Origin of the sequence: Niveispirillum sp., from assembly GCF_052437035.1 — a bacterium.
In the GTDB taxonomy this organism is placed as follows: Bacteria; Pseudomonadota; Alphaproteobacteria; order Azospirillales; family Azospirillaceae; genus Niveispirillum.
In genome coordinates this window covers 124,113-140,578 of the sequence record NZ_JBQVOH010000011.1, presented here as the reverse complement: position 1 = coordinate 140,578, position 16,466 = coordinate 124,113, and the positions used below count along the sequence as shown (strand labels likewise).

Sequence of the window (16,466 nt, the reverse complement as noted above, 5' to 3'; positions counted from 1 at the left end):
GCCGCCATGCACCGCCCGCTTGAATGGAAGGATATCGGCCCGCTGACGGACATTCCCGTCCAGGGTGCCCGCCGTGTGGACCATCGGGAAGGCCGCATCGCGGTGTTCCGCACCATCGATGATCAGGTCTTCGCGCTGCGCGATGAATGCCCGCACAAGAAGGGGCCGCTGTCGGAAGGCATCGTGCATGGCCATGCCGTGACCTGCCCCCTGCATAACTGGGTCATTGACCTCGCCACCGGCTTTGCGCAGGGGCCGGACGAAGGCTGCACGGGGCGCATCCCCGCGCGGCTGGTCGATGGGCGGGTGGAATTGGGGTTGGTGGTGTGACGCCTTCCCTCACCTGCATTCGCCCCCGTTTCGTCATCCCGGCGAAAGCCGGGACCCAGGGGCCAATAGCCCAACATGTCCCCACCGTTCATCAACGCTGCCGACAGGCCTGAGCCTGGGACCCCTGGGTCCCGGCTTTCGCCGGGATGACGGTAAGAGCGTTTGTAGGAGCACCCCATGTCCACCACCGAAATCCGCACCACCTGCCCCTATTGCGGCGTTGGCTGCGGGCTGGTTGTCAGCCGGGCGCGGGATGGCTGGGTGGTGGGCGGCGATCCCGACCACCCGGCCAACCAGGGGCGTCTTTGTTCCAAGGGGGCAGCCCTGATTGATACGGTCAATGCCGAGGCGGCAGGCGATGTGCGTCTGCTGTACCCGGAAGTGGCCGGTCAGCGCGTCACCTGGGACACAGCGATTGCCGAAGTGGCGGGGCGGCTGTCCGCAACCCTGGCCGAACATGGCCCCGACGCCATCGCCTTCTACGTCTCCGGCCAGTTGCTGACGGAGGATTACTATGTCGCCAACAAGCTGCTGAAAGGGTTCATCGGCAGCCCGCATATCGACACCAATTCAAGACTTTGCATGGCCTCCACGGTCGCCGGCCACAAACGCGCCTTCGGGGCCGATGTGGTGCCGGGCAATTATGAGGATCTGGAGATTGCCGATCTGGTGGTGCTGGTCGGGTCCAATTTGGCCTGGTGCCATCCCGTACTGGCGCAGCGCCTGCGCACCGCCCGGCGGGACCGGGGCACGCGCGTCGTCCTGATCGACCCGCGCGGCACGGCCAGTTCCGATCTGGCCGATCTGCATCTGGCCTTGAAGCCCGGCAGCGACGTGGCCCTGTTCAACGGCTTGCTGGCGCATCTGGACCGGGTGGAGGCCATCGACCGCGCCTATGTGTTGCGCCATGTCACGGGGCTGGAGGCAGCGCTGGAAGCAGCAGCCGAGGATGCGGGCGATGTGGCCGCAACCTGTGGCCTGGACCCTACCGATATCGCCACCTTCTATGACTGGTTCACTTCCACCCCGCGTACCGTGACAGTCTTCAGCCAGGGTGTGAACCAGTCGTCGCGCGGCACCGACAAGGTCAATGCTATCCTGAATGTGCATCTGGCCACCGGTCGGGTGGGCAAGCCGGGGTCCAGCCCGTTTTCCGTGACCGGGCAGCCCAATGCCATGGGCGGGCGCGAGGTGGGCGGGCTGGCCAACCAGCTGGCCGCCCATATGAACCCCGACGACTCGGCGGATGTGGACCGGCTGCGCCGGTTCTGGAACGCCCCGGCGTTGAAGGGTGGGCAGGGGTTGAAGGCCGTGGACATGTTCCGCGCCATCCGGGAAGGCCGCATCAAGGCCCTGTGGATCATGGCCACCAACCCGGCGGTCAGCCTGCCCGAAGCGGACCTTGTGCGCGAGGCCCTGCGCCTGTGCCCCACGGTCATCGTGTCCGACATCGTGGGCAGCACCGACAGTATGGATTACGCCCATATCCGCCTGCCCGCATTGGGCTGGGGGGAGAAGGATGGCACCGTCACCAACTCCGAACGCCGCATTTCCCGCCAGCGCCCGTTCCGCGACGGACCGGGGGAGGCCAAGGCCGATTGGTGGATCATGGCCAAGGTTGCGGCCCGGATGGGCTTTGGCCCCGCCTTCGCCTGGCGCACACCGGGTGAGGTGTTCCGCGAACATGCCATCCTGTCGGGCTTTGAGAATGATGGCCTGCGCGCCTTCGACATCGCCGCCTGGGGCCGCAAGCGCGAAGCCGACTATGCTGGCATGGAGCCGTTCCAATGGCCGATGCCGGCAGGCGCCAAGCGCGGCACCGACCGGATGTATGCTGATGGCCGCTTCACCCACGGCAATGGCCGGGCCCGCATGCTGGCCGTACGCCATGTGCCGCCCGTGGAACGCGCCTCCCTGCGCTTTCCCCTGATCGCCAATACGGGGCGGTATCGCGACCAATGGCACACGATGACGCGCACCGGCCTGTCCGCCCGCCTGTCGGCCCACCGCCCGGAACCGCTGCTGGAAATCCACCCCACCGACGCGCAGGCCGCCGACCTTCTGGACGGTGAACTAGCGCGTGTGATCAGTTTGCAGGGTGAGGCCGTGCTGCGCGTAGCGATTACCGAGGCACAGCGGGCGGGTCAGGTCTTTATCCCCATGCATTGGTCCGACACACTGTCGGCCAAGGGGGGCATCGGCCGCCTGATCGCGCCGCATACCGACCCGGTGTCGGGCCAGCCGGAAAGCAAGCATGTGCCCGTGCGGGTGGAACGGTTCATCACCGCCTGGGCCGGCCTGTTCTTCACGACGCGCAGGCATGAGTTTTCCAGTATTCCCTATTGGGTGCGGCAGGAGGCGGGGGCGTGCCGGATTTATGAGCTGGCCGGCGACGCGCCCCCTGCCCTGTCCGGGCTTGAAGATGCCGAAATCCTGGACTTTACCGACCCGGCGCAGGACATCACGCGCCGGGCCTGGGTGAAGGATGGCAGGCTGATCGCCGCCTTGTTCCTGGCCCCCGAACGGCCAGAGATTTCGCGCGACTGGCTGTCCGCCCTGTTTGCCAAGCCGGCCCTGACGGCGATGGATCGCACCCGCCTGCTCGCCGGTCGCGCGCCGGAGAATGAGGGTGCCGACGATGGCCCCATCGTCTGTTCCTGCCATGGGGTAGGCCGCAACCGCATCACCAAAACCGCCGCATCGCGCCCGGCCTGCTCCGTCGCCGATATCGGCAAACTCACCGCCGCCGGCACCGGCTGCGGTTCCTGCCTTCCCGAGATCAAGGAGATCCTGCGCCATGCTGCACCTGTCGTCGCGGCCTGATCCGGCAAGCCCCATGCCCTATTTCCCGCTGTTTCTGGATCTGCGGGGCCGGTCGGTCCTGCTGGCAGGCGGTGGTGACGCGGCGGCGTCCAAGGCCCGGCTGCTGATCCGCGCCGGGGCCGATATCCTGCTTCTGGCGGCAGAGGTGGGGGAGGAGATGCTGGAACTGCTGGAAAGCGGTGCCATCCGGCGGCGGGAGACGGAGTTCCGGCCAGAGCTTCTGGACGGGGTAACCATCGCCATGGACGGGTCGGGTGATCCCGACCTGACGGACCGTATCCGCTGTGCCGCCTTTACCCGCAATGTGCTGGTCAATGTCGTGGATGTGCCCGAACAGTGCGATTTCACGGTGCCGGCCATCCTGGACCGGTCGCCCGTGGTGGTGGCGGTATCGACGGGCGGCGGCGCCCCGGCCCTGGCCCGCAATATCCGCCAGCGGCTGGAAGCGGCGATCCCCGCCGGCTATGCCAGTTTGGCGCGGGCCGCGCAGCGCGCCCGTCACGGCGTGCGCGACGCCCTGTCCACCACCCGCGACCGGCAGCGTTTCTGGGACCGGGTCCTGTCAGGCAGCCTGGCCGACCGGTTGATGGGCATGGACGAAGATGGGGCCGTGGCAGAGATCATGGCCGAACTGTCCCGCTTCACCGCCGGCGGGCGGGATGAGGGCGGGGCCGTCACGCTGGTGGGTGCCGGCCCCGGTGATCCGGGCCTGCTGACCCTGCATGCCGCCCGCGCTATCGGGTCCGCCGATATCATCCTGCACGATGCGCTGGTGCCCGACAGCATCCTGGCCCTGGCGCGGCGGGAAACGCGGCTGGTGTCGGTGGGCAAGCGGGCGGGCTGCCGCTCCGTCCCGCAGGAATTCACCAACCGGCTGATGGCCACCTGTGCCAAAAAGGGTCTGCGCGTCGTGCGGCTGAAGGGCGGGGACCCGTTCATCTTTGGCCGCGCCGGCGAAGAAGCGGAATTTCTGCGCAGTCACGGCGTGGCCGTGACGGTGATCCCCGGCATCACGGCGGCGATGGGGGCGGCGGCACAGCTGGGCCTGCCGCTGACCCATCGCGGCGTGGCGCGGTCGATGCGCGTGGTTACTGCCCATTGCCGCACATCGGGCGAAACCGATGCCATCGACTGGACCAAGCTGGCCGATCCGGGCACGACCCTGGCGCTCTATATGGGGCGCGACCGGCTGGGCGATATTGCGGGCAGCCTGATCAAGGCGGGATTGCCGCCCGACACGCCCGCCGCCCTGATCGCCAATGCCTGCCGCCCGGATGCGGAGGTGCGGTTTGCCACCATCGCCGCCCTGCCCCACGCGCCGGCACTCACCGACCCTGGCGCCCCGTCATTGATCCTGGTGGGGGATGCGGTGGCGCATGCGCCGGGGTGGGCGGTGGAAAACCCAACCGTTGTTCCGCGGATTACGGCTTACGCCTAATCCGCGCTACGCCCCGCCCCTCACCCCACGGCCATTGAGATGTATTTCACCTCCAGATACTCATCCAGGCCCAGGCTGCTGCCCTCCCGGCCCAGGCCGGACTGTTTGACGCCACCGAACGGCGCGATTTCGGTGGAAATCAGGCCCTCATTCACGCCGACCATGCCGCTTTCCAGACCCTCGGCAACGCGCCAGATGCGGCCCAGGTCGCGGCTGTAGAAATAGGCGGCAAGACCGAACTCGGTATCGTTGGCCAGACGCAGCACCTCCTCCTCACCCCGGAAGCGCTGAATGGCGGCGACGGGGCCGAAGATTTCCTCATGCGCGATCCGCATCTCACCGGTGACACCGGTCAGGATCGTCGGCTCATAGAAGCAGCCGCCCAGATCATGGCGCTTGCCGCCCATGACCAGCGTCGCGCCTTTCTCCAGGGCGTCGGCCACCAGTTCCTCCACCTTCTCAACCGCGGCCCGGTTGATCAGCGGGCCTTGGTTGACGCCGGCCTCCACACCATTGCCAACCTTCAGCTTGCCCACTTCCTCGGCCAGCTTGGCGACAAAGGCATCATGGATGCCATCTTCGACAAACAGGCGGTTGGCGCAGACGCAGGTCTGGCCGGAATTGCGGTATTTCGACGCCATGGCACCGGCCACCGCCGGCCCCAGATCGGCATCGTCAAACACGATGAAGGGCGCGTTGCCACCCAGTTCCAGCGACAGGCGCTTTACCGTCGGCGCGCTTTGCGCCATCAGCAACCGGCCCACGCGGGTGGAGCCGGTGAAGCTGATCTTCCGTACCGTGGAGGACGCGGTCAGCGTGCCGCCGATGGCAACGGGATCGCCCGTGACAATGTTGATCACGCCCGCCGGAATGCCCGCCCGTTCGGCCAGCACGGCCAGCGCCAGGGCCGACAGCGGCGTTGCCTCCGCCGGTTTCAGCACAATTGTGCAGCCTGCCGCCAGGGCCGGCCCCAGCTTGCGCGTGATCATGGCGTTGGGGAAGTTCCAGGGGGTGATGGCGCCGACCACGCCCACCGGCTGCTTGATGGTGATCAGGCGCGATCCGCGCTTGTGCGTGGGGATGACATCGCCATAGGCGCGGCGCGCCTCCTCCGCGAACCAGTTGATGAAGCTGGCACCATAGGTGATTTCCCCCTTCGCCTCGGCCAGGGATTTGCCCTGTTCCAGGGTCAGCAGCAGGGCCAGATCATCGGCAGCGTCCAGCATCAGATCGTGCCAGCGCATCAGCAGCTTTGCCCGTTCCTGCGCCGTCAGGGCCCGCCATGACGGCAGGGCGGCGGCGGCGGCATCGATGGCGCGGACCGTCTCTGCCGCGCCCATCATCGGCACCTGCGCCAGCAAGGCACCCGTGGCCGGGTTGCGCACATCCAGCAGGCCGCCGGCATCGGCACCCACCCAGGCACCGCCGATCACACCGTGGGTGCGCAGCAGGCCGGCATCGGAAAGCCCCATCGGGTGCTGCATCTGGTCCATCTTCTGTACCCTTCGCGTGTTCTTGTTTCTTCAAGGCGCCGGGTCGGCTCCGGTTCCGTCCCCGGCTTCATCACCCAAGCTGGGCGAAGTTTCCGATCCCGCCAAGTAGAGGCAGGTCATGGCCGGATTGCCGGCCACGCGGACCTTCACCGCCACAGCGATCACCCTGTCGGGATAAGACGCAGACCCGGCGGGGCCCGTTCCAGCCCATCCAAGGCCAATGTCCACCAGGCGGGGGATCATTTGACCGCTCCCGATTCCACCCGTTGAAAAGGTCCGGATAAAGGCTTCTGCCCTCACTGTCCCCCGTTGGAGATGTCCGGTGAACTCTCATCAGAGCTTACAAGGGGCGTTGAAGAAGTCCGGTGAACCCGTTGAAAAAGTCCGCTGAATCCGAATCACAAGCCCTTGATTCGGGCCGCTTTCGGCATCCCCGTTGGGAATGTCCGGTGAAAGCCGGAAGCGGGGAGCCGTTGAAAAGGTCCGGATAAGCGTAGGAAAAGTCCGGTAGCGGGGCATAAAGCGCTGATATCAAAGGGTGGCGTTGAAAAGGTCCGGGTTAGGTTCCGGGGGGCGTTGGGAACCTCCCCCTGAAACGTTGTGAAGGTCCGGGGGAGCGTTGCGTTTGTCCGGGTAAACCCCGCAACCTATTGAAAAATCGCTGTAATCCAGCCCTAGGATTCTAAGGAATCTAGGAATTAAAGAAAGCAGGGCTTTTCAACGGACATTTTCAACGGACTCATTTCTTTTCATCTGGTCCGGGTTATGCCTAACTGCCGTCACTGGAAACGGGGGCAGGTTTCGTGTCGGAACCATCACTATCCATTGTGGCGACCCAGACGGCACGCCGCAAGAAATTGAGTGGGACCTTGATCAAGGCCACCGCCCTGGTGGAGGTGCGGGCGACCGGGAACGAGGATCTGCGCCTGTCCGACCGCAAGCTGTTCAACCATCTGCTGGCCATCGCCGCCCCCAATATCGGCAAGGCGACGCGGCACAATACCCACCTGTCCGATATCAGGCGCTTCGCGGCAGAGGCGCGCGACGCCGCCTCGCATGGCGATACCAATTTCTGGCTGAAAGAGAGCCTGACCCGGCTGCAGAAGGTTCTGGTCCAGTATGATGTCCTGGGGTCTGATGGACGGACCTGGGTGTCCGACCATCTTCTGGGCCGTGTCACCATCAATGAGGTGACAGGCGAACTGACCTTTGAGTTTCCAGAAGAGGTGGCCCAGCGGCTGGTTGAACCGGCGCTTTATTCCGCCTTGTCCCTGTCGGTCATCTATCAGTTCACCAGCAAATATGCCCTGACCCTCTATGAAATCCTGAAACGCTATGCCGACCGCAAGGCGACGGAGCCCTATTGGAGTGCCAAGATCGACGAGGTGCGCGACGTCCTGGGCTGCCGTGACAAGCTGAAGGATTTCAAGGATTTGCGCAAAAAGGCGCTGGATCCCGCCATTCAGGAAATCAACGAGCTGGCCGAGTTCAGTGTGGAGATGGACGAAATTCGGCAGGGACGCGGCGGCAATGGCGGGCGCGTGGTCGGTCTGGTTTTCCGGGTGCGCAGCAAGGATGTTGGCGAACTGGAAAAGGCCGTGAAGACGGCGGCCAAGCCCAAGGTACAACGCCAGGGCGAGGCCGCCGAAAAGATGGCCGCCGCTGCCGAGGCAAGGCGTTTCAAACAACGTGGCGTCATCGCCGCCCTGCGCTGGCTGGAAGCGGCTGATTTCAACACGCGCAAGGCCTGGGCCGAACGCGCCAAGCAGTTGGGCGTCACCCTGCCCGCTGCCGCCACGGCACCCACCAACCTGAAGAAATGGGTCCCGGCCATCGCCGATACGGTGGTGGCGGAGGAGAAGTTGGTGTGTTGAGCCACATCCCCGTTGCAAAGGTCCGGTAAAACCCTGGGCACTTACAAATCCTGTTGACCCGCTTGTAACAAACATTCATCCATAGGCTGGATGGTGTTTGCGAGGGGTATGGCCATGACGGGCGAGGAATTGCGTGTGTTCCGCCACCGGCTGGGCGGGTTGACGCAGGAACAGTTCGCGCTGTGGCTGAACGACCGGCTGGGCAAGCGCATCGACAATGCCCGGATCAGCAAATGGGAAAGCGGGGGCGAGCGTATCCCCAAGGAGATCGCCGCCTTCATCGCCAGCCAGCAATTGCCGGCCCGTATCCTGGCCTTCACCAACCAGAAGGGCGGCGTGGGCAAGACCACCACCGCCATCAATATCGCCGCCTCCCTGGCCGGGTCCGGGCGGCGCGTGCTGCTGGTCGATGCCGATCCGCAGGCCAGCGCCAGTGAAAGCCTGGGCGTGCCGCTGGTCGATCTTTACCGGGAACGACGCACCCTGCCCCATGTGCTGCTGGACGCGGCTCCCGTTGATGATGCCCTGATCCCGGTCGGGAATTTCACCCTTCTGCCCTCCCATATCGATCTGGCCAAGGCCGATGGTGTGCGGGAGCCGGGGACGGAAATGCTGCTGCGCGAATGTCTGGCCCCGCTGCGTCAGCGCTTTGACCATATCATCATCGATGGGCCGCCCAATCTGGGCATGATGACCCTGATGACCCTGACGGCAGCGGATGAGGTGTTTGTGCCCGTGCGGACGGAGCCGATGGACACGATGGGTCTGGCCCTGATGCAGGATACCATCGCCAAGGTGCAGCGCCGCCTGAACCCCGGCCTGCGTCTGGCCGGCATCCTGCCGACGCAGTTCCGACGTCGGAAGTCGGTGGATAAACAGATATTGGACCTGCTGATCGCCAGCCTGGGGGCCACCGTACCGGTCCTGGCCCCCATTGACGATAACAGTGCCTTTGGCAAGGCCAACCTGAACTATAAGCCGGCGGTGGAGCTATACCCCGACGCCGCCGGTGTCGCGACATATCGCGAGTTGGCGGCGGCCATTGCGGCGGGCACGTCCCTGCCCCTGGCCCAGGCATCGACGGTAACGGGAGGCTGAACCCATGGCCAAGAGCAAGACCCCGCCCCCCGCCCTGGCTGCCCTGTCGGGCCGCCTTGCCCAGGGCAGCACGTCGCTGGCGGCACTGAACAGCCGCTTCAACCATAGTTTCGAGGTGGCGCTTGACCGGGTTGAGCCCGACCCCGCGCAGAACCGTCAGCATTTCGATGAGGGCGAGCTGACGGCCCTGTCGGACAGTTTGAAGCAAGTTGGCCAACTGTCGCCCATTCTGGTCCGCCCGCATCCGGCGCGGCCAGACCATTATATCCTGGTTGCCGGCGAACGCCGCTGGCGCGCGGCCCGGCTGGCCGGGTGGACCAGCATGGTGGCGCTGCGCTTTGACGGCGATGCCGATACGGCGGCCCTGGTGGAGAACCTCCAGCGCGTGGATTTGACGCCGCTGGAAGAGGCCAAAGGCCTGGAACGGCTGATGCGGCAACGCGGGTTGAAGCAGCAGGAGGTGGCCTCTCTGGTCGGCAAAAGCACGGTCCAGGTCAGCAGCCTGCTGAAAATCCTGACCCTGCCCGCGCCGGTCCTGTCCGACCTTGGCAGCGATGCTGGGGCCACGGTCCCACGTGGCACCCTGTTTGAAATCGCCCGCGCCCCGGCGGAGCAGCAGCCCAAGCTGTGGGCACTGGCGCGTGACGGCAAGCTGAATGTCCGCACGGCGCGGCAGGCCAAGGATGAGGGGGACCTCCCCTCCCCTGCCCCCGCCGCTACCGGCACGGCCCCACGTCTGCCCGCCATTGGCAAATGGACCCGCAGTTTGCAGGCGGTGAAGGGGACCAGCCTGAGCAAGCAGGAACGTGAGGAGCTGCTGGCCCTGAAAGCGGCGATTGAGGCGGTTCTGGCCGGGAAATAGCCAGTTCCGACGTCGGAACTTGTTTCACCGGACCTTTTCAACGCCCGTCCGATGAAGAATATAGGAATTAATTCTTGACGTCACCCCTGCCCTGACCGATGCTGTTGCTATCAATCAAGCCAACAGGCCCCGCTGCACCCGCACCGGGGCCTTTGCTTTTGGGGCCTCAGGCAGCAAGGACATGACGATGGCGGATCTGCTTTCACCCGACGCGCTGACCGGCGGGGGTTTGGCGCTGGCGGCAGCGGGGGCCGTGGCGGGGCTGCGGTGGCTGGCCGCGTCCAAGGCCAAGCAGTTGGATGGGCTGCCCGGCCTGATGCATCAGATGCAGATGGAACTGGTACGCATCACGGCCCGGCTGGACCGGGCAGAGGCCGACATTGCCAATGACAAGGCGGGCCGCCGCGCCTTTGCGGCGGTGGAGATGATGGTCAGCAAAATCTCCTCCGACATCGGCCATCTGGCCGCCGACCTGCAAAAGCTGTCGGACCGGCATGAGAAGGGCGGCCAGGAGATCTGGGCCGCCATCGACCGGCTGCGCGATGGGCGGGAAGGTGGGTGATATCCAATCACCCAAACCGCCGCAGGTCAAAGGCTGACAGGTCCGGGCCTTCATCGACCGTCAAGGCCGCGATGCGCTCCCCCGTCACCGGCCCCAGCGTCAGGCCCAGATGCTGGTGCCCGAATGCGTAGAACAGGTTATAGGCGCGGTCCGACCGGCCAATGGCGGGCAGATAGTCGGGCAGGGTGGGGCGACACCCCACCCATTCGCGCGCGGGTAGGGGGAAGGGCAGGCCCAGATCGCGGATGCGCCCGCGCAGCCGTTCCCATTTGGCCGCATCGGGCGGGCTGTCAGGGTGGCTGAATTCCACAAAGCTGGAGGCGCGCAGATAGTCGCGGAAGCGGGTGACGATCAGGGCGCGGTCTTCAAAGACCAGGGGCGGAAGGTCAGCAGGCCAACTTCCGACGTCGGAATGTAGATGGTATCCGCGCTCCGCGATCATCGGCACGCGGTGGCCGATCCCTTCCAGGAGCGGTTTTGAGGCCACACCCGCCGCCACCACCACCCCATCCGCGTCCAGAACCCTTCCATCGGCCAGCGCCACGGACACGTTGCCATCACTGCGGGGCAGATGGGTGGCAAGGCCCCTCACCACCACGCCACCACGTTCGGTGAAATGCCGGCGCAAGGCCCCGAACAGCAGATCGTGGGACGCGATATGCCCGCTGCCGGTGAAGCGGATGGCGCCCGCCGGCGCGCGGCCCAGAAGCTGGGTAAGCCGCTCCCGCTCCCCCGCGTCAATCGACCGGAACCGGGTTGTGCCCGTATCCGCCGCCTGCCAGGCGCGCAGGCCGTGCGCGGCGCTGTCGGGCGTATCCCAAATCACGAAATGCCCGTCGCGGATCAGCAGGTCGGGCTGTCCGATCCCTTCGACCAGCCGTTCCCAGGCCGGTATGGCGGCCCCCACCAGCGTGGACAGGGCCGCCTTGCCCGCCCGGAACCGATCGGGCCGTGCCGCCGCCGTCAGCCGCAGGCCGAAGGGCAGCCAGTGACGGATGTCGCGTAGGGGCAGGGACAGTGCATCATCGCGGGCCAGCAGGCGTTTGGGAACAGCGCGCAGGGTGGCGGCGCTGGCCAGCGGTTCCACCTGTTCCACCGCGATATGCCCGGCATTGCCCCAGGAGGCGGGCGGTGTGGATGGCGCATCATCCACCAGCGTCACCGACCGGCCCAACCCCTGCTGCGCCAGGGCGATGCTATAGCCGACAATGCCACCGCCGATCACCAGGAAGGACCGCATCCCCACACTCCCCTCTTTTCCGTCCCGATATTATATAGTATACGATTTTAAGCGCAATGCAGGAGTGACCCATGGCCAAGCTGACCTGGACGGGCGTGTACCCGGCCGCCACCACCCAATTCGCCGAAGACCTGTCGGTGGATTATGATGCCACCGCCGGAGTTCAGGATGCCCTGATCCGCGATGGTGTCGATGGCTTGATCCTGCTGGGCACCTGTGGGGAGAATAACTCCCTGGAGCCGGACGAAAAGCGCGCCATCCTGGACCGCGCCCGCACCGCCGTCGGGGGGCGGGTCCCCGTGGTGGCCGGCGTATCGGAACTGACGACAAAGCGCGCCGTGGCCTTCGCGCGTGACGCGGAGGCATTGGGCGTGGATGGCTTGATGTTGCTGCCGGCCATGGTCTATGTCCCGACGGAGGAGGAGCTGTACACGCATTTCAAGACGGTGGCGGATGCGACCAGCCTGCCCATCATGCTGTACAACAACCCGCCCGCCTATCGCGTGTCGATCTCCGCCCGCGTGCTGGCCAGGCTGGCCGACATTCCCAACATCGTGGCGGTCAAGGAAAGCGCGCCCGACCCGCGCCGTTTCACCGACCTGATCAATGAGTTCGGCGACCGTTTCGTGCTGATGGCCGGCCTGGATGATGTGGCGCTGGAGGGCATGATCCTGGGCGCCCATGGCTGGGTCTCCGGCCTGACCAGCGCGTTTCCGCAGGAGTCCGTGGCCCTGATCAAGGCGCTGCAGAAGGGTGACATTGCGGAGGCGCGGCGCATCTATCGCTGGTTCATGCCGCTTCTGCATCTGGATGCTGAACATGATCTGGTACAGTCGATCAAGCTGGCCGAACAGATCATGGGCCGGGGCAGCGAACGCGTCCGCCTGCCGCGCCTGCCCTTGTCCGGTGCGCGCCGCGCCCAGGTCACCGCCATGGTCGAAAAGGCCGCCGCGACGCGGCCGGTTTGATCGGGCAGATTTGTTGGTAGGATGGGCACCCAAGGCCGGCGACCGCCGGCCCGATGCCCCATGGCCGCGTAAGCCAAGCCGCCGGATGGCGGCGCCCGGCGTTTGAGGGAACAAAAAATGCGCCACACGTTCTTCTGCATCGATGGTCACACCGCCGGCAACCCGGTCCGCCTTGTTGCCGGCGGGGCGCCGTTGCTGCGGGGGGCGTCGATGGCGGAGCGGCGGCAGGATTTTCTGGAACGGTTCGACTGGATCCGCACGGGTCTGTGCTTTGAACCGCGCGGACATGACATGATGTCGGGCGGGTTCCTGTATCCGCCCACGCAAGCCGACGCCGATATCGGTATTCTGTTCATCGAGACCAGCGGCTGTCTGCCCATGTGCGGGCACGGCACCATCGGCATGATCACCTTCGGCCTGGAAAACGGTTTGATCCTGCCCCGCACGCCGGGGACGCTGCGGGTGGAGGTGCCGGCGGGCATCATCGACATCACCTATGGCACAGAGGGCAAGCGCGTCACCTGGGTGCGCATCCGCAACGTGCCTTCCTATGTCGCGGCCTGGGGGGTGGAGATTGAGGTGCCGGGCTTTGGTCCCCTGTCGGTCGATGTCTCCTATGGCGGTAACTACTACGCCATCATCGAACCGCAGGGACCGTATAAGGGCCTGGACGATCTGGGGGCCGCGCGCATTGTGGAACTGTCGCGGACCATCCGCACCCTGATGCGGGAAAAGGTGGAGCCGGTGCACCCCATCGATCCGCGCATCCGGGGCGTTTCGCATGTGCTGTGGGCCGATGGGCCGAAAGGGCAGGGGGCCGATGGTCGCAATGCTGTGTTCTATGGCGAACGCGCCATCGACCGCAGCCCCTGCGGCACCGGCACCTCGGCCCGGCTGGCGCATCTGGCGGCCAAGGGGCGGCTGAAGGTCGGCGATGCCTTCGTGCATGAAAGCTATATCGGCAGCCGGTTCACGGGAAGGGTGGAGGCGGCGGTTGACCTGGGCGGCCATGCGGCCATCATCCCGTCGATTGAGGGCAGTGCGGTTTCCACCGGCTTCAACACTATCTGGATCGACCGCGAGGACCCGTTCTGGGCTGGGTTCACGGTGGTATAGGCAGGGCCGACGCCGTATGTTTCCCAACCGAGCGGCGGGGCTGGACACCCCGCCCCGCAACAGGGAGTGACAAGAAGAATGAGCATCGGGGGATCAACGGCTGAGGCCGAACTGGCCAGCCTTGCCGCCATTGACCGGTCGGGCCAGCGCCCGCCCGCCATCCAGCCCGCTGAACATGCCGCCCGCATCGAGAAGGCCCATCGCCTGATGGAGGAGATGGGGGCAGGGACCCTGCTGATCAGTGCGGGGGCCAGCCTGCGCTATTTCACGGGCGTGCCCTGGGGGGCGACGGAACGGCTGGTGGCGCTGCTGCTGCGCCGGGGTCGCCGCCCGGCGATGATCTGCCCAGCCTTTGAGCTGGGGTCGCTTAAAGAGGTGATGGCCATCGATGCCGACATCCTTCTGTGGGAGGAGGATGAATGCCCTGCCGAACTGCTGGTCAGTGCTGTGGCGGGGTATGAGACGCTGGCCCTGGACCCGGCGGCCCCGTTCCTGCTGTTCAGCCGTTTGCGCGCCATCTCGCCGGCGTTGAAAGTGGTGGATGCCACGCCTGTGGTCGATGGCTGCCGCACCCGCAAATCGGCGACGGAACTGGCGCTGCTTTCCTATGCCAAGGGTCTGACCTTGGATATCCACCGCCGCGCCGCCGCGATACTACGCGCCGGCATCCGTGCCAGTGCGGTGAAGCGCTTCATTGATCAGGCCCACCGGGCCGTGGGGGCCGACAATGGTTCCACCTTCTGCGCGGTGCAGTTCGGGGTCGCCAGTTCCTTCCCGCACGGCATTCCCGGCGATCAGGAATTGGCAGAGGGCGATATCGTCCTGATCGATACGGGCTGTCAGATCGACGGTTATCATTCCGACATCACCCGCACCTATGTGTTCGGCGAACCGACCGCTGAACAGCGCCGCATCTGGGCCATCGAGCATGAGGCCCAGGCCGCAGCCTTCGCCGCCGCGCGGCCCGGCCAGACCTGCGAAAGCGTGGACAATGCGGCCCGCGCTGTTCTGGAGCGGTATGGGTTGGGTCCCGATTACAAGCTTCCGGGCCTGCCCCATCGCACGGGCCATGGCATCGGGTTGCAGATCCATGAAGGTCCCTATCTGGTACGCGGCGACAAGACCATCCTGGCACCGGGCATGTGCTTTTCCAACGAACCAATGATCGTCATGCCCGGCGCCTTTGGCATCCGCCTGGAGGACCATATGTACATCACCGAAGACGGGGCCGCCTGGTTCACCGAACCCTCGCCGTCGATTGAACGGCCGTTCGGGTGAGGGGGATAAATATCATTGACCTGATACTTTTTAGGTCCATACTTCCCATACAGGTATCATCATAGTGATGCATTCTGAATGCTGACACTGGAAGCGCATATCGATGGGGCGTGGCGGGAGGCGGGCTTGCTCAGGCTGCCCGATCCCGCGCGCGGCATTAATGGCGCCAGCCGGTTCAGTTATGACGATAACTATTTCTTCGACCATGCCGCCATTGACGGGCTGGACGGCGATGTCATCGACCGGCGCGCCCTGTCGGTGCGCACACCCGTCAATCTGGAAAGCCGATCCTGGGACAGTTGGCCGCCCTGGCTGCTGGATTTGATGCCGCAGGGCGTGGCCCGGCAGCGGATTGCCGCAACGCTGGGTCTGTCGCCCGATCTTCCGGCGTCGGAACTGCCCATCCTGCGCCGTGCCGCCGGATCGCCCATCGGCAACCTGCGTATCCGGGAGGCGTGGGTAGAAGAACAGCAGCGTCTGGCTGACGTCACCTGTCCGCCCCTGACCGACCGGGACATTGCTGAGCGCAGCGACCGGTTCCTGGAGGTGGTGGACCGTTTCGCGCATCTGGCGTCGGGGTCCAGCGGCGTCCAAGGGGAATGGCCCAAGGCCCTGATGACCCGGTCGCTGCAGGATGGATGCTGGTATCCCGACCCGTTCGTGCCGACGGGGGAGGGGGCCGAACATGCCATTGTGAAGCTGCTGCGCTCGTCAGGGGCGGAGGATGTGCTGATCATCGCCAGCGAGGCCCCCTATCTGGAGGTGGCGCGGACCTTTGGCCTGCGGGTGGCCGCCCCGCTGCGTTATGGCAATGGCGTGCTGTTCATCCCGCGCTTCGACCGTAGCGTCCGCGACGGAATGGTGCTTCTGCATGGGCAGGAAAGCCTTGTGTCCGCCCTGGGCGTGGCGGCCTTTGGCCATCTGGCCTGGCATGAGGATTATCTGTCCGTCGTCCGTAGCGCCAGCGACGATCCCGTGGCCGACACATTGGAATATCTGCTGCGTGACCTGTTGAACGCTGCCATGGGCAATCCCGATAATCATGGCCGCAACAGCGCCCTGCATAAGCCGGCAACGGGTGGTGTCCGCCTGTCGCCGCTTTATGATTTCGCGCCTATGCGCCTGTCGGCGGCGGGTGTGGGGCGCAGCACACGCTGGCGCTGTCTGGACGGACGCGGGATTGATCCCGACTGGGGCCGCATCGCCGATGCCGTGGCGTTTGACGGATTGCCGGCGGATCGGGTGCGGCAGGTGCTTTTGTCGAAACTGCCCCTCCTGCGCGACCTGACGCGGTTGGGCCGGGACCTGGGTGTACCGCCGCCGGTGGTCGCACGGGCGTTTCAGGGCGATGCGGTGGCCGATGCCCTGGAACGGAGCTGTTGAC

Annotated in this window: 13 protein-coding genes; 11 read left to right on the top strand and 2 right to left on the bottom strand. The window is 65.6% G+C overall.

Annotated features, from left to right (window positions below):
- Window positions 1–6: 6 nt before the first annotated feature.
- The 3 genes from nirD to cysG all read left to right on the top strand — a co-directional run bounded on the left by nirD (window position 7) and on the right by cysG (window position 4,591).
- Window positions 7–330, top strand: coding sequence for a nitrite reductase small subunit NirD (gene nirD, locus ACT6Q8_RS21905; RefSeq protein ID WP_054167791.1), 324 nt, complete (start codon window positions 7–9; stop codon window positions 328–330).
- Between the two features lie 177 nt (window positions 331–507).
- Window positions 508–3,153, top strand: coding sequence for a nitrate reductase (locus tag ACT6Q8_RS21900; RefSeq protein WP_444734425.1), 2,646 nt, complete (start codon window positions 508–510; stop codon window positions 3,151–3,153).
- Window positions 3,128–4,591 (top strand): siroheme synthase CysG, encoded by a 1,464-nt coding sequence (gene cysG, locus ACT6Q8_RS21895; RefSeq protein WP_444734424.1) that lies wholly within the window; start codon window positions 3,128–3,130, stop codon window positions 4,589–4,591. Before ACT6Q8_RS21900 ends, cysG begins: the two co-directional genes overlap by 26 nt.
- A 20-nt stretch (window positions 4,592–4,611) precedes the next feature.
- On the opposite strand, the gene ACT6Q8_RS21890 is transcribed toward cysG, so the two are convergent.
- Window positions 4,612–6,075, bottom strand: coding sequence for an NAD-dependent succinate-semialdehyde dehydrogenase (locus ACT6Q8_RS21890; RefSeq protein WP_444734481.1), 1,464 nt, complete (start codon window positions 6,073–6,075; stop codon window positions 4,612–4,614).
- An 812-nt stretch (window positions 6,076–6,887) separates the two neighbouring features.
- Here ACT6Q8_RS21890 and ACT6Q8_RS21885 point away from each other — a divergent pair.
- From ACT6Q8_RS21885 to ACT6Q8_RS21870, 4 genes are all read left to right on the top strand, one after another.
- Window positions 6,888–7,958 (top strand): replication initiation protein, encoded by a 1,071-nt coding sequence (locus tag ACT6Q8_RS21885; RefSeq protein WP_444734423.1) that lies wholly within the window; start codon window positions 6,888–6,890, stop codon window positions 7,956–7,958.
- Between the two features lie 114 nt (window positions 7,959–8,072).
- Entirely contained in the window at window positions 8,073–9,056 is a 984-nt protein-coding gene (locus tag ACT6Q8_RS21880) for an AAA family ATPase (RefSeq protein WP_444734422.1), read from the top strand.
- A 4-nt stretch (window positions 9,057–9,060) separates the two neighbouring features.
- Window positions 9,061–9,918 carry a ParB/RepB/Spo0J family partition protein gene (locus ACT6Q8_RS21875; RefSeq protein WP_444734421.1) on the top strand — a complete coding sequence of 286 codons (858 nt, stop codon included), beginning with the start codon at window positions 9,061–9,063 and terminating at the stop codon, window positions 9,916–9,918.
- 187 nt (window positions 9,919–10,105) lie between these two features.
- The gene (locus ACT6Q8_RS21870) at window positions 10,106–10,480 is read left to right on the top strand and encodes a hypothetical protein (RefSeq protein ID WP_156344566.1); all 375 of its coding nucleotides are present in this window, start codon (window positions 10,106–10,108) and stop codon (window positions 10,478–10,480) included.
- A gap of 7 nt (window positions 10,481–10,487) precedes the next feature.
- Here ACT6Q8_RS21870 and ACT6Q8_RS21865 read toward each other — a convergent pair whose 3' ends face one another.
- Window positions 10,488–11,720 carry an NAD(P)/FAD-dependent oxidoreductase gene (locus ACT6Q8_RS21865; RefSeq protein ID WP_444734420.1) on the bottom strand — a complete coding sequence of 411 codons (1,233 nt, stop codon included), beginning with the start codon at window positions 11,718–11,720 and terminating at the stop codon, window positions 10,488–10,490.
- A 71-nt stretch (window positions 11,721–11,791) separates the two neighbouring features.
- On the opposite strand from ACT6Q8_RS21865, the gene ACT6Q8_RS21860 reads away from it, so the two are divergent.
- From ACT6Q8_RS21860 to ACT6Q8_RS21845, 4 genes are all read left to right on the top strand, one after another.
- Window positions 11,792–12,688: a dihydrodipicolinate synthase family protein gene (locus tag ACT6Q8_RS21860; protein WP_444734419.1), complete on the top strand. Its 897-nt coding sequence runs from the start codon at window positions 11,792–11,794 to the stop codon at window positions 12,686–12,688.
- A gap of 117 nt (window positions 12,689–12,805) precedes the next feature.
- Complete coding sequence (locus tag ACT6Q8_RS21855; protein WP_444734418.1) at window positions 12,806–13,804, top strand: 4-hydroxyproline epimerase; 999 nt, start codon at window positions 12,806–12,808, stop codon at window positions 13,802–13,804.
- A gap of 78 nt (window positions 13,805–13,882) precedes the next feature.
- The gene (locus ACT6Q8_RS21850) at window positions 13,883–15,082 is read left to right on the top strand and encodes a M24 family metallopeptidase (protein ID WP_444734417.1); all 1,200 of its coding nucleotides are present in this window, start codon (window positions 13,883–13,885) and stop codon (window positions 15,080–15,082) included.
- Window positions 15,083–15,160: 78 nt separating this feature from the next.
- Window positions 15,161–16,465, top strand: coding sequence for a type II toxin-antitoxin system HipA family toxin (locus tag ACT6Q8_RS21845; RefSeq protein ID WP_444734416.1), 1,305 nt, complete (start codon window positions 15,161–15,163; stop codon window positions 16,463–16,465).
- Window position 16,466: the final 1 nt, after the last annotated feature.